At 48.8% G+C, this 22,489-nt stretch carries 15 protein-coding genes and 1 pseudogene; 7 read left to right on the top strand and 9 right to left on the bottom strand.

Features of this window, described 5'->3' with window-relative positions:
• Positions 1-9: 9 nt before the first annotated feature.
• From ACM1PF_RS27555 to ACM1PF_RS27545, 3 genes are all read right to left on the bottom strand, one after another.
• The gene (locus ACM1PF_RS27555) at positions 10-648 is read right to left on the bottom strand and encodes a TraX family protein (protein ID WP_416669273.1); all 639 of its coding nucleotides are present in this window, start codon (positions 646-648) and stop codon (positions 10-12) included.
• A gap of 182 nt (positions 649-830) precedes the next feature.
• Complete coding sequence (locus ACM1PF_RS27550) at positions 831-1,487, bottom strand: Uma2 family endonuclease (protein ID WP_416669271.1); 657 nt, start codon at positions 1,485-1,487, stop codon at positions 831-833.
• Positions 1,488-1,728: 241 nt separating this feature from the next.
• Positions 1,729-5,409, bottom strand: coding sequence for a WD40 repeat domain-containing protein (locus ACM1PF_RS27545; RefSeq protein ID WP_416669269.1), 3,681 nt, complete (start codon positions 5,407-5,409; stop codon positions 1,729-1,731).
• Between the two features lie 276 nt (positions 5,410-5,685).
• Here ACM1PF_RS27545 and ACM1PF_RS27540 point away from each other — a divergent pair, with 276 nt between their 5' ends.
• From ACM1PF_RS27540 to ACM1PF_RS27530, 3 genes are all read left to right on the top strand, one after another.
• Complete coding sequence (locus tag ACM1PF_RS27540) at positions 5,686-7,404, top strand: calcium-binding protein (RefSeq protein WP_416669267.1); 1,719 nt, start codon at positions 5,686-5,688, stop codon at positions 7,402-7,404.
• Positions 7,405-7,661: 257 nt separating this feature from the next.
• A complete protein-coding gene (locus ACM1PF_RS27535) occupies positions 7,662-9,866 on the top strand; it encodes a calcium-binding protein (protein WP_416669265.1) in 2,205 nt (734 codons plus the stop codon).
• 259 nt (positions 9,867-10,125) lie between these two features.
• Complete coding sequence (locus ACM1PF_RS27530; RefSeq protein WP_416669263.1) at positions 10,126-10,590, top strand: GNAT family N-acetyltransferase; 465 nt, start codon at positions 10,126-10,128, stop codon at positions 10,588-10,590.
• On the opposite strand, the gene ACM1PF_RS27525 is transcribed toward ACM1PF_RS27530, so the two are convergent.
• Positions 10,580-11,119, bottom strand: coding sequence for a hypothetical protein (locus ACM1PF_RS27525; protein WP_416669261.1), 540 nt, complete (start codon positions 11,117-11,119; stop codon positions 10,580-10,582). The two genes, ACM1PF_RS27530 and ACM1PF_RS27525, sit on opposite strands and share 11 nt — an antisense overlap.
• Before the next feature lie 403 nt (positions 11,120-11,522).
• Between ACM1PF_RS27525 and ACM1PF_RS27520 the strand changes: the two genes are divergently transcribed.
• The 3 genes from ACM1PF_RS27520 to ACM1PF_RS27510 all read left to right on the top strand — a co-directional run bounded on the left by ACM1PF_RS27520 (position 11,523) and on the right by ACM1PF_RS27510 (position 14,726).
• A complete protein-coding gene (locus tag ACM1PF_RS27520; RefSeq protein ID WP_416669259.1) occupies positions 11,523-11,951 on the top strand; it encodes a hypothetical protein in 429 nt (142 codons plus the stop codon).
• A gap of 80 nt (positions 11,952-12,031) precedes the next feature.
• Entirely contained in the window at positions 12,032-12,844 is an 813-nt protein-coding gene (locus ACM1PF_RS27515) for a PhzF family phenazine biosynthesis protein (RefSeq protein ID WP_416669257.1), read from the top strand.
• Positions 12,845-13,124: 280 nt separating this feature from the next.
• The gene (locus ACM1PF_RS27510; protein ID WP_416669255.1) at positions 13,125-14,726 is read left to right on the top strand and encodes a flavin monoamine oxidase family protein; all 1,602 of its coding nucleotides are present in this window, start codon (positions 13,125-13,127) and stop codon (positions 14,724-14,726) included.
• A gap of 67 nt (positions 14,727-14,793) precedes the next feature.
• Here ACM1PF_RS27510 and ACM1PF_RS27505 read toward each other — a convergent pair whose 3' ends face one another.
• The 5 genes and pseudogenes from ACM1PF_RS27505 to ACM1PF_RS27485 form a co-directional block, all read right to left on the bottom strand.
• Entirely contained in the window at positions 14,794-15,753 is a 960-nt protein-coding gene (locus tag ACM1PF_RS27505) for a D-2-hydroxyacid dehydrogenase (protein ID WP_416669253.1), read from the bottom strand.
• A 40-nt stretch (positions 15,754-15,793) separates the two neighbouring features.
• A complete protein-coding gene (gene menH / locus ACM1PF_RS27500) occupies positions 15,794-16,648 on the bottom strand; it encodes a 2-succinyl-6-hydroxy-2,4-cyclohexadiene-1-carboxylate synthase (RefSeq protein ID WP_416669251.1) in 855 nt (284 codons plus the stop codon).
• A 297-nt stretch (positions 16,649-16,945) separates the two neighbouring features.
• The gene (locus tag ACM1PF_RS27495; RefSeq protein WP_416669250.1) at positions 16,946-18,859 is read right to left on the bottom strand and encodes a transketolase C-terminal domain-containing protein; all 1,914 of its coding nucleotides are present in this window, start codon (positions 18,857-18,859) and stop codon (positions 16,946-16,948) included.
• Positions 18,860-19,091: 232 nt separating this feature from the next.
• Entirely contained in the window at positions 19,092-19,391 is a 300-nt protein-coding gene (locus tag ACM1PF_RS27490) for a (2Fe-2S) ferredoxin domain-containing protein (RefSeq protein WP_416676818.1), read from the bottom strand.
• Between the two features lie 180 nt (positions 19,392-19,571).
• Positions 19,572-20,545: pseudogene (locus ACM1PF_RS27485) on the bottom strand (cysteine synthase A).
• 379 nt (positions 20,546-20,924) lie between these two features.
• Here ACM1PF_RS27485 and ACM1PF_RS27480 point away from each other — a divergent pair.
• Positions 20,925-21,977, top strand: coding sequence for a DUF3616 domain-containing protein (locus ACM1PF_RS27480; RefSeq protein WP_416669248.1), 1,053 nt, complete (start codon positions 20,925-20,927; stop codon positions 21,975-21,977).
• Positions 21,978-22,489 lie beyond the last annotated feature (512 nt).

Genomic DNA, 22,489 nt, shown 5'->3' with positions numbered 1-22,489 from the left:
CTTATCCCCTTAAAAGAATTGCGCTCGGATGAAAAATAGGATCAAAAGATGCACCGGATAGAACCAATAAAACCATCGTGCCTTTGCACCGCGTTGATGATTGGTCAGGCTAAAGCAAAGGGGCGTGAAAATCGCTGGAACTTGAAAGCTGCCTAAGTTAGGCAGAACCAGCCATGTGACTAAGTGAAGCAACAGCCAGCTCATCCACCAGATCCCATCCGGCTTAAACCGTCCGATCAGAGCAATCAGCGCGATTCCGTAAGCCCCATATTCAATCCCGATCGCCGTTGCCAGTCCAGCACTGCCCAGCCAGATGATGATCTGCCATGAGGGAAACATTCGACTACCCCGAAGACTCAGTAAGCCCAGCAGCAGCATAAACAAAATATTGAGCCGCTGACTCTCAAAGGTCAACCAGTAGATAGGTTGAGAGATAATCCCCAACACCAGCAACCGCAGCCCATATCGGCGCACATCAGAGGTGTGCTTCTCTCCTTCCACCAACAGCCAGGCGAATAACGGAAAGCTAAATCGCCCCAAAATTCGTAGAATATCCGCATCGGGGAACAGCACCACTCCAATGTGGTCGATCGCCATAAACAGGGCTGCCAGAAGCTTAATATGATAATTGGTTAGCGATCGGGGCATGATTTTTTTTACACTCAGGTTCAGCAGGGTGTGGCCATAGCTGCACCCTAACCAGAACGACGCTACATCGCATCTGCATCTTTATAGACTTTACTTGGGACTCAGGGGGTTTCAGAGAAACTTGATGGGAGATAGGACAAAAGAGATCATTAATCACTTGAAAGCGGCTAACCCCAATTGGCTCAAATCTGATTGGGATCAATACCCAGTTCCCGCAGTTTGGCAAAGGCTCGATCGCGTTCTTCTTTAGCTCGATCGCGTTCTTCCATGAAGGCATCGGGATCTTGGAACGGTTCACCATTGGGATGAAATACCATTAAGCCATCTTCAGCCAATTCAAACCGAATTCCCAAAATTGGAGAAGTCCAGGGGAAATTGATCGCAGTAATCGGAAAAAAATCTTGATCGGTATGGCTTCGCACTAACCCCCAAAAGTCATGGGAATCTGGATCATAGAAGAACATTTCCAGAACACCATGCTCTTTGTAGAAAGATTGCTTGGCTAACATTTCTCTGGCACTGTTGCTGGGAGACAGAATTTCAAACACCACTTGGGGCGCAACATTCCCCTCTTCCCACTGTTTATAACTGCCCCGATCGCCGTCTGGACGACCTAAAATCACCATGACATCCGGTGCTTGAGCAGGCGCAGGCGGGACTTCCACCGGAACGGGATACCAGAGCAAGTCACCCGCCACAAAGGCAACTTGATCCTTCAGCAGCCACTTCAGATTGGTGACTAGACGAACAATCCAGCCATATTGAATCGTGTTGTCTGCCATCGGCTTGCCGTCAGAATCGGGATACAGACTGTCAGTTTCGATCGGGGTTTGCACCATCGGCGGGTTGCTCCTTCATTTTCCGATTCCCCAAAATCAGGGCACTGGAGGGGCACAAAAGCTGGACTGCGTACGTTCTATGTTAATTCATAGGAATACAAACTGAATCATCTGTAATTCCTGTGGGAAATTCTTGTGGGGTGGGCATCTTGCCCGCTCCGTCAGCAACGTAAAAGGACTCATGCCAGTGCAATGGGGGGTGATGAAGACGTTCTCCTGGGTGGAGACATATGACCCCTCTCTACTGATCAATCCCTTGCGTCTCCTCAAATTCGATCGCCCCTAACGCTTTCAGCGACTCTTTTTGAGCAGGGGTTAACCCGGTGGCTCCAGTGATATTCATCCCTTCGTAGGGGCGATCGGCTCTCAAGATGTTCAAGCACTTGCCCGTCTGGGCATCCCAAAGCCTGATTGTTCCGTCTGCGCTGCTGCTGGCTAATAGTTTCCCTTTAGGACTAAATGCAATGGATAAGATCCAGTCAGTATGCCCTTTCAAAGTCGTTAAAGGTTCTCCCGTTTGCACATTCCACAATTTGGCTGTAAAGTCAGTGCTGCTGCTAGCTAATAGAGTACTATCCGGGCTGAAGTTGAGGGATGAAATTTGATCGGTGTGGCCCTGGAAGGTTTTCAGAAGTTGCCATGTTTCAACATCCCATAGCTTTATTGTGCAATTCATACTAGTAGCCAACAATTTGCCATCGGGACTGAAGTGAGTGGGACACATGGAACCGCTGTGATCCTTCAACGTTTTGATCAATGTTCCAGTATGGACATCCCAAAGTTTAACGGTATGGTCAGTGCTGCCACTCGCCAACCGATCCCCATCTGGACTAAAGCTGATGGACATAACCCAATTGGTATGTTGTTGTAACGTTGTTGGATTTCTAGGGCGATCGGCTTGTCCATTAAGAAAAGAAATATCCCAGAGTCTCACAGTATGATCCTGGCTTGCGCTAGCTAATAAACTTCCGTCTGGACTAAAACAAACTGACCACACCAAGTAAACATGTTCGCCAAGTGTCTCTAACAGTCTGCCAGTACGAACATTCCAAAGTTTCACGGTATGGTCGGCACTTGCGCTTGCCAGTCTCTCCCCATCCGGGCTAAAACTGACGGACATGACCCAATCGCTATGTCCCTGCAGTGTTTTTAGCAGTTTTCCTGTATGCACATCCCATAGTTTCATGGTGTGATCATCACTGGCACTAGCCAGTAAGTTTCCATCCGGACTGAAGCTGATTGACCACAGCAAATTGGTGTGTCCTTGCAGTGTTTTTAACAGTTTTCCTGTATGCACATCCCATAGTTTCATGGTGTGATCATCACTGGCACTAGCCAGTAAGTTTCCATCCGGACTGAAGCTGATTGACCACAGCAAATTGGTGTGTCCTTGCAGTGTTTTTAACAGTTTTCCTGTATGCACATCCCATAGTTTGACAGTGTGATCATCACTGGCACTAGCCAGTAAGTTTCCATTCGGACTGAAACGAACCGATGAAACCCAGCTACTATGTCCCTTCAGTGTATTCAACAAGTGTCCTGTCTGTATATCCCACAACTTTACCGTATGGTCGGTGCTGCCACTCGCTAATGTCGTTCCATCTGAATTGAAGTGAACAGACCAGATTGAATTGGTGTGCCCTTCTAGTGTGTCCAGCAAGTGTCCTGTCTGCACATCCCACAACTTCACCGTGTGGTCGGTACTGCCGCTGGCCAGCAACCTGCCGTCAGGAGTAAAATCGACAGACCAGATTGAATTGGTGTGCCCTTCTAGTGTGTTCAACAAGTGTCCTGTCTGCACATCCCACAACTTTACTGTATGGTTAGTGCTGCCACTCGCTAATGTTGTTCCATCGGGGCTGAAACGAACAGACATAATCCAACCCGTTTCTTGAAATGTGTTTAACAGCTGTCCTGTTTGTACATCCCAAAGCTTTATAGTGTTATCCGCGCTACCACTGGCTAACAGTCTTCCATTAGGGCTAAAGTTGAGAGACATGATCCAACTGCCATGTCCTTTGATCAGCAAAATGGTTTGATTGTCAGATGCACGCCAGAGTTGGATTTTGCCGTTATATTCTCCGGTCGCAAACAGTTCACCATTTGGACTGAATGTTGTTGCAAATATAGCTCCAAAGATTTGTGCGAAGGCAGATTTAATAAAACTTGAATGACTAAAGTTCACACAATGTAAATTTATCTCTTGCAAAAAGGCTTGTTGAATCGTTAGTTCAGAAAAATCAAATCCTGTCAGATCAAGCTGTAGATAATTGCAAAGATTGATGAGATTACCCGCTCCATATCCTGACAGTTTCACTTTCGATCGCCTTAAACTTATCAGAATTCGCAACACCTGCTCTTCCAACACTGTTTGTGAATTAAAGGTTTTGCAAAGTAGTTCAGCGATTGGTTGCAAAATTAATCGTACTTGGCTTTCGCAAATGTACTCCTTGACGCTGGTTTTAATCAATGCAAAGCGATCGAGAATAGTAATATTTCCAGTGACAATTTCAGTGGAAACTTTTTCGATTAATCGATCGCTGACATATTCCATCACGACGGGCTGTTGTGTATAGCTACCTGTCCGTCTCTCAATCAGATTACGCCAATATAGGGATTCTAATGTTTCCAGTAAACTTGAGCGAGATACCTTCGGTACAATATCGGTTTCGAGTTCCGCAATGCTTGTCCATTCCCGGTTAATAGCCAACCAGTACATCACCGTCTGTTCCAGATACGACAATCGTTCAAACTGCTGCTCCAACAGTCGCCGAATTCCATTGAACAAAAACGTATCTTGAGCCATGAACAACTTAATCTCACCGCCAAACAAATCCTGTATCGAAGTGGCAACAATTTTCAGAGCCAGAGGATTACCGCTGTAGCGATCGCACAGTTGTTGTTGCTGTGTATCTGAACCGACCAAACCTTTTGCCTGGAGTAGGGCCTGTCCTACCTCTACAGAGCCATTAAGGGTGAGGGAACGACTCGTAAACTCCATGCCTTCCAGCACAGCTATTTCTACTGGCTTTTCGCGGCTGGTGAAGATCAGGCAGCTTTGGTGATGTGTTTCACCCAGTGTTTGCAGCAGTTCACCGTAGTTTTCGTATCCCTCTCGGTAGTGTCCCGCCCGATCGCCTGGTTGCAGGATAGTTTCTAAATTATCCAGAATGATCAGGCAGCGATGAGTTCGCAACCAGTGTAGTAACCGCCCTGAATCCGTCTGCGTATCTGTTTGATTCGACAAAAATAAGATCAAATCACTCAACAATGTTTCCAGCGGAGGCGCATTCCGCAGAGAACGCCAGATGACATACTGAAACGGGAAGCCGGAGGTGCTCGGTGGTTCAATTTCAGCTAGTGCTTTAGCCAGTTTCGCCGCAAGGGACGTTTTACCCACACCCCCTATCCCCAGAATGCCAACGAGCCGACAGCGATCGTGCTGTATCCACTGCTGAAGGGTGTGTAACTCTTGCGTCCGCCCGCAAAAAAAGCTGACATCCACGACTTCACCCCAATCGTGATGAGGAGATGGGGGAATGGGTTGGTGAGGAGAAGTAACGGATGCTTCGGGACTTGTCTCCACCGCTGTCAATACACTATCTACGACAGAACGTTCTCCACTGCCATCTGCCGCCTGCCGCCTTCGCTCTTCCCACGCTCGACCATACCGCTCGATCGCCGCCTTAAAGTTGGTTTTACTGACGGTTTCTCCCAACGCCTGGCTGAGTCTTTGCCACAGTTGCGGTCCAACTTTGCGCGCCAAGTAGCTGCTGGAATACCCTGCGGCTTCAGCAATCTGTTCGTAGGTATCATTTCGCCATGCCCCCTGAAGCAGTTGCACTTCCACATCGCTGAGGTAGCGATCAACGCACTCTGCCAGGGCTGCATTCGCAATATCGATCGCGTTCTCAAAGTTCATTGTCCCAAACAGATGAATGAGCTGGAAAACAATCGCAAGCCAATAGCTTTATGGTACTCAAAAGGGCTGGCTTGGAGCGATCAATACTGGGATTGTTTTAAGATTTGAGCCAGTTTTTTGGGTAAGCCTCACCTGCGAAAGGGTGAACCAAGAGGTGAACAAAGGTGAGGTTTGGGGTAACGACAGTGACTATTTCCTGGCATACGGTAGTAACTGTAAGCGATTCATCCCTTGATTGATCCCTACTACACCTACCAATCCAAAGGAGAAACCACAATGGCACGAGATAACAATAACGACTTTCTTACGGCAACAAACCTCACACCAACCCAGGCGCTGAATGACGTACCGAGGCAATTTGTCAGATTCAATGATAGTGTTTCTAGCGTTGATGACCGCAATGATTTTCTCACCTTTGATCTGAGTGAAACTAGCACCGTTGAATTGAGATTGACCGGAAACGCAACCACATTAGAATTAATTCGTAATTCTAATAACAGTCGTTTCGGCGATCCCGGTGAGATCATTGATTTTAAGGAAATTAGCGGTGCAGCGGTTCCCGGTACAACATCCATTGAAATTCCTGGACTGCAAGCCGGAAAGTATGGTATTCGGGTTGCTAGAACGAATCAAATTGCAGGTAATCCTGCATCTCCACAAGTCGATTACGCCTTAGAAGCAAGAGTAACAGCCGTTGGCCCTGCAACAGAAGGACCGGGTGGTGACTTTGGGGGCACCAACAACCCAACAATAGTTCCAGGAAAGATGACCAACAATGGTCGGAACTATGCAGGAACTCTTTCCAGTAATGATGTGGATGCCTTTAAGTTTGAGGTCGATCGCTTTACCCTGGTTAGTGCCAATGCAACTTCAGGAACCAAAGTAAGTTTGCTGAATGCAGCAGGGGATGAACTCAATTCTAATGGTAATCAAGCCAGGCTTGAGCGGCTTAGACCAGGGTCATACATTGCCAAAGTAGAAAGCAGTGATGGCTTACCTAAAAACTACGAGTTGGGTTTGCTTGGTACTCCGCTCAAGGGTGCAGAATTGGCGGTCAATTTCCATGAAATTCGAGCGATCGACAATTTCGAGACTGATTTTCTGGAGTCCGGACAAGCAGACTTCTACACCAAAGTCACGATTGATGGACAAACCCAGCAAAGCCAAGTCTTCCGGGATAGAAATGTGGTTGAGCCAAATCTGACAATTAAGCGGTCGGTTGATCTCAACAAAGACAACATTCCGATCACGATTCAACTCTTTGACAAAGGCGATCTCTTTAACCGCGATGATCACGCCGACATCAACGAGTTGAGGGGACAGCGCGATATCGTCTTAAACTACAACGTTTTGACGGGTCGGTTTGGTGGCGCAGGCGTTAATGTCACTCAAGATGGAAATCAAGTCACAGTGCGAGGTCAGGATACCAGTGACGGTAAGCGAGCCGAGGTGACGTTCAGCGTTGACTATATCCCCATTCTGGATCTGCCCAGTGCGTCCCTCAGTCAGAACACGCCCGTGATTCAGGGCAACAATCGAAACCAAACGTTGCGCGGTCAGAGTGCCGATGGCATCCTCAACGGTAAAGGCGGCAACGATAAGCTCTATGGCATGGGTGGCGATGACATTCTACTCGGTGGTAATGGTCAGGATACACTCTATGGCGGCACAGGCGACGATATCCTGTTTGGTGGCAAAGCCTCTGACACGCTGGTCGGGGGGGCAGGTCGAGATACCTTTGTGTTGGCGGCTGGCACGGGAACGGATCTGATCAAAGACTTCGTCAGCGGCACAGATTCCATCGGGCTTCTGGGTCGGCTCACCTTCGATGACTTGACCATCGAGCAAGGTCGCCAAGGGGCAGTAATTCGGACAGGACGCGAACAGCTAGCGGTTTTGCAAGGGGTGCAAGCTGATACTCTCTCGGCTCAAGACTTTACGGGCATCGATACGACTCGGTTCCGAGGCATGAGCGTTCCCACTTTCGCTGTGTAAGGTTCCTTACCCAGTATGGTATTCAGCTTACGCACAGGAGTAATGCAATGTCACGGCAGGCTTTAGAAAACGATTTCCCCAAATAATTCGTGCGTTGAGTGCTAATTCATCTCAACATTCGCTCAGTTAATGACGAATATTGTCGAGTTTCAGTTGCATGGCTGTGCCGAACTCCTCAATCGGGCGATCGGTTCACCTGCAACTGCGACAAACTCCCTAAATCCAGAACCAACAAATATTACAGGAGCTTTCAACTCATGGTAAGAAGAATTGAATTTGGCAACCAAAACGATCTGTTTAGACCGTTTCGTGCAGCGGATAGCCCCGGTGCATCGGATGAAAACTTTGAGCTTTTTGGTAACGGCGGTAATGACACCCTGGAAGGGGGCAACCTGAATGATTTGATTAATGGCGGAGATGGAAATGATTCCTTATCCGGTGGCCCATCGGGTGCTTTCGGTGTTGCAGGTCTTGGGGATGACACCCTGATTGGCGGTGCCGGAAACGATACGTTGAGCGGCGGTTCAGGGGATGATTCTCTGAATGGTGGCTCTGGTAATGATTCCCTTATCACCGGATCAGGAAACGACATTGCTTTAGGAGGTGATGGCAATGACATCATCAATAGCTTTAGCGGTAGTGATATTCTGCGGGGAGATAACGGTGATGACAATATCCGGGGTGGTGATGGCTCAGTTTTAGAGGGCGGAGCCGGAAATGATACCTTGGAAGCGACACGAGGCAGTAACTTACTGTTAGGCGGAGATGGAAATGATACCCTCACCGCAGGTATACAGGGTGTAGATACTTTAGTGGGCGGTCGCGGGAATGACTCGCTGCAAGGGACAAGCCTCAGATTTTCCCCAGATAGCAGTATGGTTCTCATCGGCGTTGATCCAGAAAATGGAGCCGGTTTGGGAGAGCGTGATACTCTCTCTGGTGGTGGCGGTCAGGATGTCTTTGTCCTTGGCAATGCCCAAACAAACTTCTATGTTGGACTGGGCACGGATGATTTTGCGACCATTAATCGCTTCGCGCTGAATGATCAAATTCAGTTTCATGGTGCCCGTGAAGATTATGTGTTTGCACCAAATACGAGAGTGCAAGGGAATATCGCCACAGGAACCAGTATTGCCGTTGATACTAACCGCAATGGCAGATTTGATGGTGCCGATGAACTAATTGCATTTGTAGCGCAAAATAACTCAATTACTGCTGATGATTCTCGTCTGGTTTTCCTGAACCGCAATGCGGCAAATGATGTTTCCAGAGTCGGTCGAGTCATCCTGGGGACTGAAGGAAACGACAATCTGCGCGGCACCGACGGCAGCGATTTTGCCCGATTGCTGGGCGGAAATGACAACTTCCGGGCTGGAGCGGGGAATGACAAGGTTCTGGCTGGAGCGGGCAACGATACGGTGTTGGGTGAAGCGGGCAATGATAACCTTGATGGTGGTGCCGGAAACGATTTGCTTAATGGCGGATTGGGAAATGACACGCTCTTTGGTGGTGAAGGGAATGACACGCTGAACGGTGGTGACGGCAATGATAGTATTTCTGGCGGATTAGGAAACGATCGCATTCAAGGTGCGTTAACCAGTGAGAACCAGATCGATACGCTCTCTGGAAACGGCGGTTCTAATACCTTTGTCCTCCATGAGCAAGGACGAGTTCTCTACAACGGGAACAGCGGAAATGCTGCACAGGATCAGAGTTTTGCTATCATTAACAACTTTAGGCAAAATAACGATCCACTGACGGGCGATCGAGACACGATCGAACTGGCAGGTTCACGCTCCGACTATGTTCTAGGAAATACGCCGATTACCCGTATCAATAACACCAACCTTTCGGGTCAGGCACTGTTTTTGGATACCAACGCAAATGGTAGGGTCGATGCTCAGGATGACCTGATTGCCGTGTTCAACGGTACAAATGGTCTCAACCTTAATTCGTCTAATTTCCAGTTTGTCCCCAGAACGACAACGACCACCGGAACTCGACAGGCTAACACGATCGTTGGTAACAACCGAAACGGCATCATTGATGGTCGTGGTGGTCATGATGATCTCTCCGGCAAGGGTGGGGACGATGTGCTGTGTGGAGGGCTAGGAAATGACACGATGCAAGGCGGACGTGGCAACGACATCACCTGGGGCGGACGCGGCAATGATGTTCACATTGGCGGTGCAGGCAGCGATGTTTTTGTACTGGACAAGACCAAAGGTGTGGATGTGATTAAGGACTACAAGGATGGGGTCGATCGGATTGGACTAGTTGAAGGTTTGTCCTTTGGAGATCTCAGCATTCGGAAAGAAAAACGGAATGTTGGCATTTACCTGGGACAACAAAAACTAGGAATGATTGAGAAGATTCGTCCGCAATTGCTTGATGAATCTGATTTTGCCCAGGTTAATTTCACCACCGTCGAAGGTATCAAAACCCCTTACGCACTGACCTAGGGCATTCTAATAAGTAGGGTGGGCAGTGCCCACCTTACAACTAATACAAGGAAATTGATTTTTAGCGATCGAAATAATGTGGTGAAGCGGAAACAAAGTCCCTACTTTTGAAAGCCTGGACTCAAAAACTGGAAAAAACTAGAAAGACTAACATTATTGAAGGATTTAGAGGGCAAGTGTGCGTAAGTCCTGTTACTTGACTGCCAGCTAATCTAAAGATATGTATTCTCACTTAATCTCACCTAAAGGATGTTTTGCGATGCATATTCGACTGGCTCATGAATCCGATCTAGCAGAGTTAGCAACGCTGTTTTACCAAACTGTTTTGGAACACGCGCCCCAAAGCTATACTCCTGAACAAACCCAAGCCTGGGCTTCGTTTGCAACTGAAACAGACGCATTTGAGCGATTCATTTTAGATGCAACAACCTATGTGGCAGAGGATGAAACCGGAATTGTTGGATTCGCTGGAATCGAACAAAATGGTCACGTTAGTTCGGCCTATGTGAGGGGTGATCGCACTCGCCGGGGTATCGGCTCTGCCCTAATGCAGGTTTTGCTCAATGATGCAGCTCAACGGCAAATGCCGCGCCTTTATGCCGAAGCCAGTGAATTCAGTCTGGGCTTGTTCAAGAAGTTTGGCTTTCAGCTTTACGATACCGAGGTTGTCGATCGTCGGGGTGTTCAGTTCACCCGCTATCTGGTTGAAAAAATCAGGCTCTAATGAATGATTCATGTAGAAAGATTGTCCCTAGCCAGGTAGCATGAACGTGGAGCGATCGCCCAGTGGGTAAAGCGCTCCACATTTTAGTATATTGTTTCAGATCTAGTCGCACCTTTTGCAAAGCTGCATCCGTTACTTGAGCGGGTCTAGCAACGTTGCGCTGCTGACAAATAATATCCAGCACGGCAAAAAACGTTCTGTTTACTTGAGCGTTCTCTTCTTGATATCCATCCCAAAGCTCTGCTTGAAAGCATTCCACCAACGATTCTGCCTGAAGTGCTTCTGTCAGATCGTCAATTTCAAATTCATCCGCATTCCAAGGTGGAACTGCCTTGGGAAATCCTACGCCAGCAGCGATCAGTCCATAGAAACCGTGCCGCAGTTCTAGCGACGATTCCACCACATAATGAATCAGGTCATGGGGTAAGATACCTTGCTTAGGCATGGGGCAACGAGTTGTGCTGCCGTCCTGACGCACACATTCCATCCAGTCCACCTTGCCATCACATTTTGTAAAGCGAATTTCCATTAGCTTGTTCCCCTAGAGGTCTTGTCTGGGTTACGCCGTCCAGTCCTCCACTGTCAGTACCCACCGTTCGTGGTCGCGCTACTCGTTTCCAATCTTTAAATACCGGGGCGAGTACCCCTCTTTCCGGAAACCCAGACTGGAAATTATAATCCAAGCGATCGCCCATTTTCAGATTGTATCTTGGCTTCCAACCGATGCAAGTTCAGCGAAAAAAACGCATGGTTAACCATTGAGGCAGCTTTAAAGACGCGATATCTGCGAAAGGGTGAACCAGGAGGTGAACAAAGGTGAGGTTTAGGGTAACGACAATTGCTGATGCCTTCCCATAAGCTTAAGACTGTAAACAATTTATTCCTGCTTTCAGCGATCGCCGTAGATGTGATGCAAATTGATAGTCGATCGTATGGCAGGGATTGAATTCAATTTTTTGCAGTCATCAACCCGTTTTCATCGGCTGTTCTTGATGCTTTCTGTGAAATGTAATCGTAAACCTATTTTAGGGTTTACCCCATATTTTTATGCCTTTGGAGACAATATGCCACCTAACTATAAGCTGTACGAACTCATGAAGCCAAACGAAAAACCATACCGTCCTCTCACACCGATCGCCTTTACCCAGACCCATGATTCAAAATCCAGACTAAAACCATTCTGGAGCCGTTTGATTCATTCAATTAGTCAATGGTTTGCTCCAATGAATGAACCAATTATTGAAGAAATCGTCAAACGAAATGGAAAAAGAGAATGGCAAATTTATGACCCTATTAGCGACAAAAAAGTGATACTGAATTCCCCCGAAGAAGTTCTTATTTGGTTAGAGGAAAGACGATAGGAAAATCATCAGTAGGAACTCTGCCTTACCAACAAGATCTAAACCTACACAACACCATTCACATCACCAGGAAACTGATCATGGAACGACCAATTCTCCAAATTGATGCCTTTACTTCTACATCCTTTTCAGGCAATCCCGCAGCCGTCTGCATTTTATCCGAGACATCTTCCACTGAATGGATGCAAAATGTCGCTTACGAAATGAATCTATCAGAAACAGCCTTCCTGGTTCCTCAAGGGGATGGCTTTAATCTGCGCTGGTTCACACCTACCGTTGAGGTGCCTCTGTGTGGTCATGCGACCCTTGCCAGTGCCCATGCGCTGTGGTCTGAAGGATACTTGTCATCCGATGAGCTCGCCCGATTTCACACTAAAAGTGGATTGCTCATTGCCCAAAAGTACGGTGAATGGATTGAGCTAAATTTTCCGGCAGGATATTCTGAACCCACCACAATTCCCCTGGTTTTGAGTAAAGCCTTAGGACTTTCGATCGTCTCTATTCAAGCCACCCGACAAAATTCCTTAGGCTACTTGATTGAAGTCAAATCTGAGGACATCGTGCGCCAAATTCAGCCTGACTTTCATCTGATGTCCCAACTGCCCGTAGCTAACACGATCGTCACTAGCATAGCCAATCCTGACTCAGAGTTTGATTTTATTTCCCGCTTCTTCGCCCCCGGACTCGGTATTCCCGAAGATCCAGTCACCGGTGCTGCCCACTGTCAGCTAGCTCCCTACTGGCGCGATCGGCTGAAAAAAGACGCATTTCTTGCCTACCAAGCTTCCCCACGAGGTGGTGTGCTAAAGGTCCAGTACGACGGCTGCGGTCGAGTTTACCTGAGTGGTCAAGCCGTCACTGTCCTCAAAGGACAACTCCTCACACCCCACTAAAAATCAACTTCCCATTCCCTATTCCTCACTCTGACTCCGATCATGCTATTCATCACCACCAAACTCAATACTGAAAATCTCAGTTCCCTGGATCTTCGCACTCACCTCTGGCAAGCTGCCAAAACTTTCTGGAAATTCAGCAATTTCTATGGGAATTATCATTCTTTACCCATTCAACAAAGATACAAGTTTGTTCAGCGATCCTCAGAAATATTCACCAAACCGATCGACCTTTAGCTCACTAACAGCGTACTTTCAATTCATAACAGGAGAACCCATCATGGCACGTTCACCATTACTTCGGCAGTTTGCTCGCTTACTACAAAAAGCAGTCTCGCCGCGGATGGCAACGCACACGATATCTTATGAGCAAAGGAATGAAGCCCAAAGTGTACCGAACTGCTCCCGTCGAAAATTTCTGAGATACTCTGCCCTTGCAACTGCCTCCACCATCGCCACCACGACTATTGCAGAATTTCCTCGCCTCGAAAAAGCCTGGAGCCGAAACCAACCCAAAGTAGCGATCGTCGGAGCCGGAATTGCTGGGTTAAATGCCGCCTATCAACTGAAAAAACTAGGCATTACTGCGACCGTTTATGAAGCAAAATCCTATGTTGGAGGACGAATACAATCACGGGCAATTGTTGGTGATCAGTTAATCAATGATTTGGGTGGTAGCTTTGTCAACACAGATCACGATGATATTCTGGCATTAGTGGAGGAGTTCGGGTTAGAACTATTCGATCGCGTGGAAGATGCAGCACGCGCAGACTTTCCCGAAACAGCATACTATTTCAATGGTAGAGTTCTGTCAGAAGAGGCACTGGTAGATGTATTACGTCCCCTCGCTGATCAGCTTTTGATTGATGCCACCTTGCTAGATGAGGACTTTGACACCTATGCTCCTGTCTTTGATGAACTTTCAGTTGCAGACTATCTCGACCAACACCAGGATAAAATTTTAGATCCGATCGCCCGTACCCTGGCAGAAAACGCAATTCGCACTGAATATGGCGTTGAGGCTGAAGATTCTTCGGCCCTGCAACTGCTCTACAGTGTACAACTACTGGATGGAGATGCGGTGTCACCGATCGGTAGTGATGAAACTTACTTTATTAAGGGAGGGAGTGAACAACTGATTGCAGCCCTGAGTGCCGCCCTACCCGGACAAATTCGAGCCAATCTTCCCCTGACCCGATTGCAAACTCAAGGCGATGGATTCCGCCTCACCTTTGGGACGGGGTTAGTGGTGGAAGCCGATTATGTCATCTTGGCTCTGCCGTTCATGGCCCTGCGTCATGTGGATTTGCAAGTAGATTTACCAGACCCGTTAAGACGCTTCATCAATGAAGTCAGCCTGGGAACCAACGAAAAGCTGTTTGCTGGATTCAATCAGCGCATCTGGCATCAAGAGAAAGGATTTGTGGGAGAAGCCTGGACAGACTTGGGGTATTCCGGATTGTGGGAAGAAACTCAGCGTCAACCGGAGAAAACAGAAGCATCCCTTACCTTCTTTTTAGGAGGACAGGAGGTGCAGCAAGTCCAGCGAAATGCCAACGCGCACGGTCAGACCTTCGTGAGTCGTCTGGATGGTATCATTCCTGGAGTGAAGACAGCGGCAACGGGACAATTTTACCAAACGCACTGGGCCGGCGATCGCTATATTCAAGGAGGATACACCAGCTTCAAGCCAGGACAGTACCTGGAATTTGGCGAGTATTTGTACATTGAGTCAGATGACCCAGAGGAACGCCAGGACGTACACGTTGGGAATCTCGTTTTTGCGGGAGAACACCTCAGCGATGAATACTACGGTTACATGAATGGTGGAGCACAAACGGGGCGACTGTCCGCAGAAGTGGTAGTGACCCAGATGGGATAGAGATACAGGTTCACAAAGGTAGATCGGCATTTCCACCTGCCTTCTGCCTGCCTCAACGTTCAATTCTCTAATACCCCAACGTCTGATTGACTACATTCCACAGCGGTTGTCCCGATCGGTAGCGATCGAGATTATCCAGAAATAGGGCGATCGTCCGTTCCGTAATTCGGGGAGTCATGCCGGAGCAGTGGGGGGTGATGAACACATTGGGTAATGTCCAGAACGGACTGTCGGCGGGAAGGGGTTCTGTTTCAAAGGTATCTAATCCAGCCCCGGCAATCCAGCCGTTTTGAAGGGCTTGCAGCAGAGCCGATTCATCCACTACTGCTCCCCTGGCAATGTTGATTAAGTAAGCCGTAGACCGCATCGATCGCAGAGCCGATTCATCAAACAAACCGCGAGTTTCCGGCGTAAGGGGAGTTGCCAGCACCACATAATCTGCTTCCGGCAAGAGCGATCGCCATTCATCACCCCCCACCACTTTTTCAAAACCTGACATCGACTGAGGATGCCGACGACTGCCCCATACCCGCATGCCAAAAGCATTGGCCCGTTGAGCGATCGCCTGACCGATATTGCCCGCGCCGATGATCAACATAGAAGCACCGTCGATTTCCTGAAAGGGAAAGTCAATACTGCGCTGCCAGTGGCGTTGGGTTTGCAGAGTGTAAAGCTGAGGTAAGCATTTGGTATGGGTGAGGATATATGCCATGACAAATTCTGCGATCGGAACTGTGAACGTTCCGGCTCCGTTGGTCAGAACTATCTTTCGCTTCAGATAATCCGGTGTCAGGATATGATTTACCCCAGCACTGGGCGTTTGATGCCATCGTAAATCAGGAGCTGCTGTCAACACTTTTTGTAAGGTCGATTGCTTTAAGTAATACCAGTTAAAGTACACCTCAGCATCCTGGGGATCTCCCTCAAAGTTACCCTCTGTATCGGCCCAAACCACATCCACATCCGTCGGCAGTTGGGGTTTGAGTTCGGCGGAAAACTCGGTGGGCAGAATCAGTTTGAGGGTCATAATAGAACTCAAGGAAGGGCAAGGAGCAGGCGATTAAATTTTAGTCGATCGCCAGGAAATCTATAATCCTTTGGGTAAACAATTGGGGCTGCTCCAGGTGCAGGGTATGACCACAGCGATCGATGATTTGCAGGGTCAGCGCAGGACTTTGCTCCGCCATTGCTCGATTGATCCGCACAAACTTTTGATCCAGCGCACCAACCAGCAGTAGCATGGGCAGGGCATTGTGGGAAAGTTGTTCCCAGAGAGCCGGTTGACGACCCGGACTCAGACCGTCCAATGCTTGAGCCAGATCCCGTGGATCGTTTTGCAGACGACGTTCTAGCATTTTTCCATAGGCTGGATGCTGTTGGATGTCTGCGAAAATGGGCTGTTGATACCAGTTGGTCAAAAAGTCAGGAAAACCCTCTACCTCTAAAGTTCTCAACGTTTGCGCCAACTGCTGATCTTTGCGAAGGCGATCGGCTCTTTCGGCAACGGTTTTCAATCCTGGAGAGGCAGATTCCAGAACAACTTTAGAAAAATAGGCAGGAAAATGCAGGGCTAAATACAACGCCAGTCGCCCACCCATCGAATACCCCACCAGGGAACAGGACTGGAGGTTCAAAGCCTGCAAAAACTGAATGATTCCCACCGCTAAGTCAGGCATTGTATTGTCCTGTAATTCGGGGCACGATCGCGTTTTGCCATGTCCCGGTAGATCCACTGCCAGACAGTAATAATCCATTGAAAGCCGATCGATTACTGTATCAAACTCCCGCCCATCCCCCATAAACCCATGCAAAAACACGATCGGTGGCGCAGTCGATCGCCCTACGGCATAGTAATGAAACGTATATGCCTCTACAGAGCAAAAATGCCCCTGGTTGTGAGTGGTGCGATCGGTGATGTTCATTGGTTCTATGGGGCGATCGGGTTGGGTTTAAAAAGACTGAAGACCGAAAGCGTACCTTCAGTCCTCAGTCTGAAACTCCTATAGCTTGGAGTCGAAGATTGTCATCTTGAATTTTCTCAAGATGTTGGGTTGAAGCATGAAACCCAAGTTGCACAACGTTGATTGACTGGGCGGGCAAGATGCCTGTAAGAGGGAAGATAGAAGGCGGAAGTCCGAAGACAGAATTAACAAGCTTCCTACTTTCCTCATCTCAGTCCCACGGGCTTTGCCACACTCCTCAGTCCTCAGTCCTCAGTCCTAACCTACCAACTCCTTCACCTTGCTCATAATCCCCACTGGGTCAATGCCTTGATGGGGGAACTGTTCCCAGAGTCCACCACAGCCTTCTTCGTGGGTTCCCAGGAAAGCATACTTGGGAGCAAAGCCACGTTCCAACAGCCAGGAACCATAGCGGCTGCCCAGACCCGTTTTGCGGTTAAAGGCTTCTACCACCAGAACAAAGGGAGAAGAACCCACCTTGGCGATCGTTTCTTCATCCACCACATTCAGCGTTGGCTTGTTGATCAAACCGACATCAATTCCTTCTTGCTTCAGGCGTTCCACCGCATCCAAAGCGCGATACAGGGCATCCCCAAAGCTGACGATGTACCCCGCAGTGCCTTCCCGAATCACTTCATCCTTACCAGGGACAAATTTGTAATCGCCTCCAAAGAAGTCCTGACCGTCTGCCGTGAGAACATTCGGCGTTTTGGAGCGGGTGGAGAAGATGAAGCGCAAGCCTGGATCGTTGAAGACTGCGTTTACCACGGCCGTCATTTGAGCCGCATCCGCCGGGAAGTACAGCTTCGTGTCGTAGCCATCATCCAGACCGTTATCTGCAAAGAAGTTATTCAGCCCAAAGTGGCAGGTATTATCCGCCATGTCGTCAATGCCGGAGTGGGAGAAGTGGCAGAGCAGATTGGAGTAGTTCAGCCGCGCCATCGTAATTTCGGAAATGCACATTTCCAAAAATGCTGCAAAGGTAGCAAAAATCCCCTGTTTGCCTGCCTCCATACCAAAACCTGCTGCTGCTGACAGGTTGCCCCGCTCCATAATGCCGGAGGGGATAAAGATTTCTGGGTGGGCATCGTGGATTTTCTTCAGTCCGCAGGAGCCTTCCAGGTCGCTGTCAATCACCATCACCTTGGCTTTGCGATCGGCTTCACTCATGCCGTCGAGGATTTTCACCACCGCTTCACCAAAGACATTACGGTTGGAGCCCCACTTGTCCCCTGCTCCCATGAAGGAGTAGTCATTCTTGGGTTTTTGAATGCCCTTGAGGTATTCCACCGCTGCCGTGTGGCCCTTGTCACCCAGGTACTTCAGGGCCAGATCGACAGAAATCACATCATGACCGTGATTTGAGCCTTCCAGTCCCTCAATTCCAGGACACATGGGCCGCTTGTTGATCACCGCAACGGGGCCAGGGGTGTTGATCGCCTCGCAAATCCGCGCATACAAGCCATCCAGATCCTCTCCATCCCCTTCCAACACCTTCAAGCCGTGTCCTTCCAGGGTTTGCCGCACACTGAAGCCCGGTAGGTATTGGGAGGGATGTCCGGCGATCGTCACATCATTGTCATCAATTAGCAGTTTCACGTTCAGGTGTTGCGCTACGGCCAGGCGAGCCGCTTCCGCATCGTTCCCTTCCTGCTGCGAACCATCGGATCCCAGACAAAACGCCACCTTACCCGGATTCGCCATTGCTACACCGTTGACATAGGGCCACATATGACCCAACCGTCCAGAGCTAAACTTCACCCCTGGAGTCAGCTTCAGTTCGGGGTGTCCGGGTAACGTGGAGCCAGCCATCCGATAGTTCATCAGTTGGTCGGCTGGAAGCGCACCTTCCAGAGTCGCCATTAAGTACTGGGTGGCAACCCGGTGTCCGGCTTCATCAAAGAAGATGGGCACGAACTGATCGGGATTCCCCCGGAAAAGGGCATCTAAGATCATTACTTCCGGCACCGTATCGAACGGGCCGCCGGTATGCCCCCCAACGCCTCTGGCGGCTCCAGTGGCAGTAAAGAAGACGATCGCATCTCGGCAAAGCTGAATATTGGCTTTCAAGTCCGCTCGTTGCTGATCCGTCAGCGTTGGATTGGAGGGATCAAGCGTAATTTTCTTGTAGGAACCAAGTTCGATCGGGAAGATTGATGTGGCAGTTGTCATGACTGAATTTTTTCCTGAATGTGTAGGTGACTGCAATCAGCGAGACCGACAGTAATGTTGACGATCCACCCCCAAAAGGAACGTATCACCATATTGGACTTGGGTAAATGATTGGGGGAAGATTTTTGGAGGGAGGAGGGAGGAGTCAGGAGTCAGGAGTCAGGAGTCAGGAGTCAGAGGAGGGGTAGGTCTACTAGGGCAAGAGCGATTAGGGGTGTACTGCTGTGCGCCCTTACAGACGATCGATCAAATTCGGGACTTCGTCGGGATGGACGTGATCGTACCAAACCTGCTCTGGCAGGATCAGCACCATTGGCCCATTGCCGCATCGACCCAGGCAGCGTACTGGACGAAGGGCGATCGGTTTGGGTAAATCTACCTGACGTAGAGCCACCTCAAAGGCAGCTAAAACTGCTGCTGCACCCGCTTTTCGACAAGCCTTGTGCTGACAAATTAGAATCGTTTGAACTTGCTCCACGTTTTCCAACCCGATCGTTCCCATTGCTTTCTCGGATCTATCCCAATCTTGCATTTGCACGATAGATGTCTGACTGGCAGGCAAGATGCCTGCGCTACAGCAATCAATTTGTGTAAATTGGGATGCTCCTTGCTCTGACTGATCACTCTCAACGGGTGAATCCTGCTCACTTCCCTCTTATGCCTGGATGGTGGGCGCTGCCTATCCCCCTCCCTACTCCCTACTCCCTACTCCCTAATTAACCACCAATCCCTTTTCAGCCAACCATTCTTTATTGTATAACCGCGACTGGTAGCGTCCGCCGCCATCGCAGAGGACTGTGACGATCGTATCGCCGGGCCCATTTGTTTGGCCAGGGCGACGGCCGCTCCCACATTGATGCCGACTGAGCCACCCATGAACAGCCCATCTTTCTCCAGAAGTTGATAGACCACTCGCAGGACTTCGTCGTCGTCAATCCGAATCGAGTCATCCACGGGCGCACCCTCCAGGTTGGACGTGATGCGGCTGGTGCCAATGCCTTCAGTGATGGAACTCCCTTCTGATTTCAGTTCCCCCGTTTTGAAATAGTTGTATAGGGCACTGCCCATTGGATCGGCCAGAACGCACTGCACATTCGGGTTTTTCTCCTTCAGGAACATGGATACTCCGGCATAGGTTCCGCCGGTTCCAGTAGCCGCTACCCAGGCATCAATTTTGCCATCGGTTTGCTCCCAGATTTCGGGGCCAGTGGTTTCGTAGTGGGCTTGTCGGTTCGCCAGATTATCAAACTGGTTTGCCCAAATGGCATTTTCCATCTCTGAGGCAATTTTGCCGGACAGTTTGACGTAATTATTGGGATCGCGGTATGGCACGGCGGGAACGGGACGTACTTCTGCCCCCAGGGTACGCAGCATATCCATCTTTTCCTGGGATTGGGTTTCCGGGATGATGATCAGGCATTTATAGCCCTTGGCGTTGCAAATGTGAGCTAATCCAATTCCGGTGTTGCCTGCGGTGCCTTCTACCACCGTACCTCCTGGCTTCAGCAAACCCTTGTCCTCCGCATCTTTGATGATGTATAGGGCGGCCCGATCTTTGACGGAACCCCCAGGGTTCAAAAATTCTGCTTTACCCAAAATCTCGCAGCCCGTCTCATCGCTGAAGCTGTTCAACCGAATCAATGGGGTGTTGCCCACTGTGCCAACAAATCCGTGCTTAATATCCATACCACCGTCCTATGTGCTTTCCTTAAAAAATTTTAAAGCTTTGTCTGCGGTTCTTTGCCACAACTTTGGGATTCTGAAGTCTGTTTTACTTCCCCAGGCAGATTAAAAACTACTCCATTTGTCCGAAAATCTGACTGATCTGCTCAGGAAAGTGGATTTATCTGGCTGGTTAATCTCCCAGCAAAATTATGAAAAACATCGCCCCAGCTAAGGAATGCAAATTTAATAATCTGAAATTCTTGTGGGGTGGGCATCTTGCCTGCCCAGTCAGCAAAGAAAAACGTTGCAGGTGATTTAATCCACGCTCCTAAACGATCGAATCCCTTATTTATTGCTGCAAACCCTAATTAAATTTATTGACAAAAAGGTAACTTAAACAATGACATCGGGCTATCTTCTCAACCGGGTTTTCCTACAGTTCGATCATGAGACGCTACACCATGATCTATCGGCTGTCGTGTTTGCCGAAGACTGTTTGTGGTTGGGTTCTGATGAAGAAAATTCGATCGAACGGCTGGTTCAATTGGATGCCTGCACCTTTGGTCAGCATGAGTGTTTTCAGTTTGCGGATTTGTTTGATGATTTTGATGATGCCGATGGAGAAGTGGATGTTGAAGGGATGGCCTACGATGGCAGCTATCTCTGGATCATTGGCTCTCACAGCACAAAGCGTAAAAAGATTAAACCAGATAAAGTTGAGCGGTTGACCACCGTTAAGGTTGAGCCAAATCGCTACTTTCTGGCTCGTGTGCCCCTAGCGGACAAGGAACTGCACCAGTCTTACAACGATTTGACGGCAGCCTATTTAGAAAAGAATAAAGATGGCAATGTGCTCATGTCTGCCCTGAAAACCGATGAATATTTTGCGCCTTTTTTAGCGGAAGTGTCTGTCAACCACCCTGCGATGCCGGGTAAGGACAATGGGTTTGACATTGAGGGATTAGCGGTTCAGGATGGGCGGTTGTTGATCGGGTTGCGTGAGCCAGTGTTGCGTGGGATTGCGGTCATGCTGGAAATAGAGGTGGAAGAAGTGGCTCCGGGGCAACTCACTTTGAAGCCGATCGGCAGTAATGGTCAGCCCTTCAAGAAACATTTTCTCGATCTGGAAGGGTTTGGGATTCGAGATCTGCGTCGGTGGAATGAGGAGCTACTGATTTTGGCGGGGCCCACCATGGACTTAGATGGAACAATCACGCTCTACAGCCTGAAGGATCCCTTTGATCTGGAAGACAACAGTTTGACTGTTCCAGGGAAACACCTGAAACCCATATTTGACATTCCCCACGGAGATAGAACCGATCGCGCCGAGGGAATCACCCCTTTGCCCGTCATGAACCGAACGGACACACTACTGGTGGTGTATGACTCTCCTGCTGCTGAGCGGTTGATCGATCAAACGGGCGTGCTGGCGGATGTTTTTACTTTAGAGTAGGCTTGTATCGCTACAAATGCCTCGTATGGGGAGCATCCCATTGATGCAAATTGCTTTCCGTAGCGCAGGTAGCAGCGTTTCGACAGCTCGAGTGAGCGTTAGTGGGATACATCCCCTTGTATGAAAGTCCTGACGTTCCGTTTAAATTGCATCCCGGAGCGATGAGGTAAGTTATCCGTAATATGAAAATAAATGTGAATATAAAGAGCAAGAATTTTGTCAATCTTAATGATAAGGTTGCTAGCTTTTTAATGCAAAAAAATGGAGCACTGCTAGTATAAATCCTAGGATAAAACTACGAATTTCAACGGTTATTCTCCTCAGATTTCAAATACAACTCTTTTGACGGAGATAGGATTTTAAATCCCTTTAACAGTATGAATCCAGACATCATCATTGCAGACAGCAAAAGCGATCGCATCTCGGTTGGCTTTGGCGATTATCTGATCTACGTGCTCACCAGCAAACATTCAGTTCATTTAGATTCAGCGAATGCGATCGTTTATACCGGA

It is taken from the genome of Egbenema bharatensis FJBBOT/2019 (assembly GCF_048077055.1).
Taxonomy (GTDB): Bacteria; Cyanobacteriota; Cyanobacteriia; order Elainellales; family Elainellaceae; genus Egbenema; species Egbenema bharatensis.
Note: the sequence above shows the minus strand (reverse complement) of the source record. Positions and strands in the feature narration are given on the sequence as shown.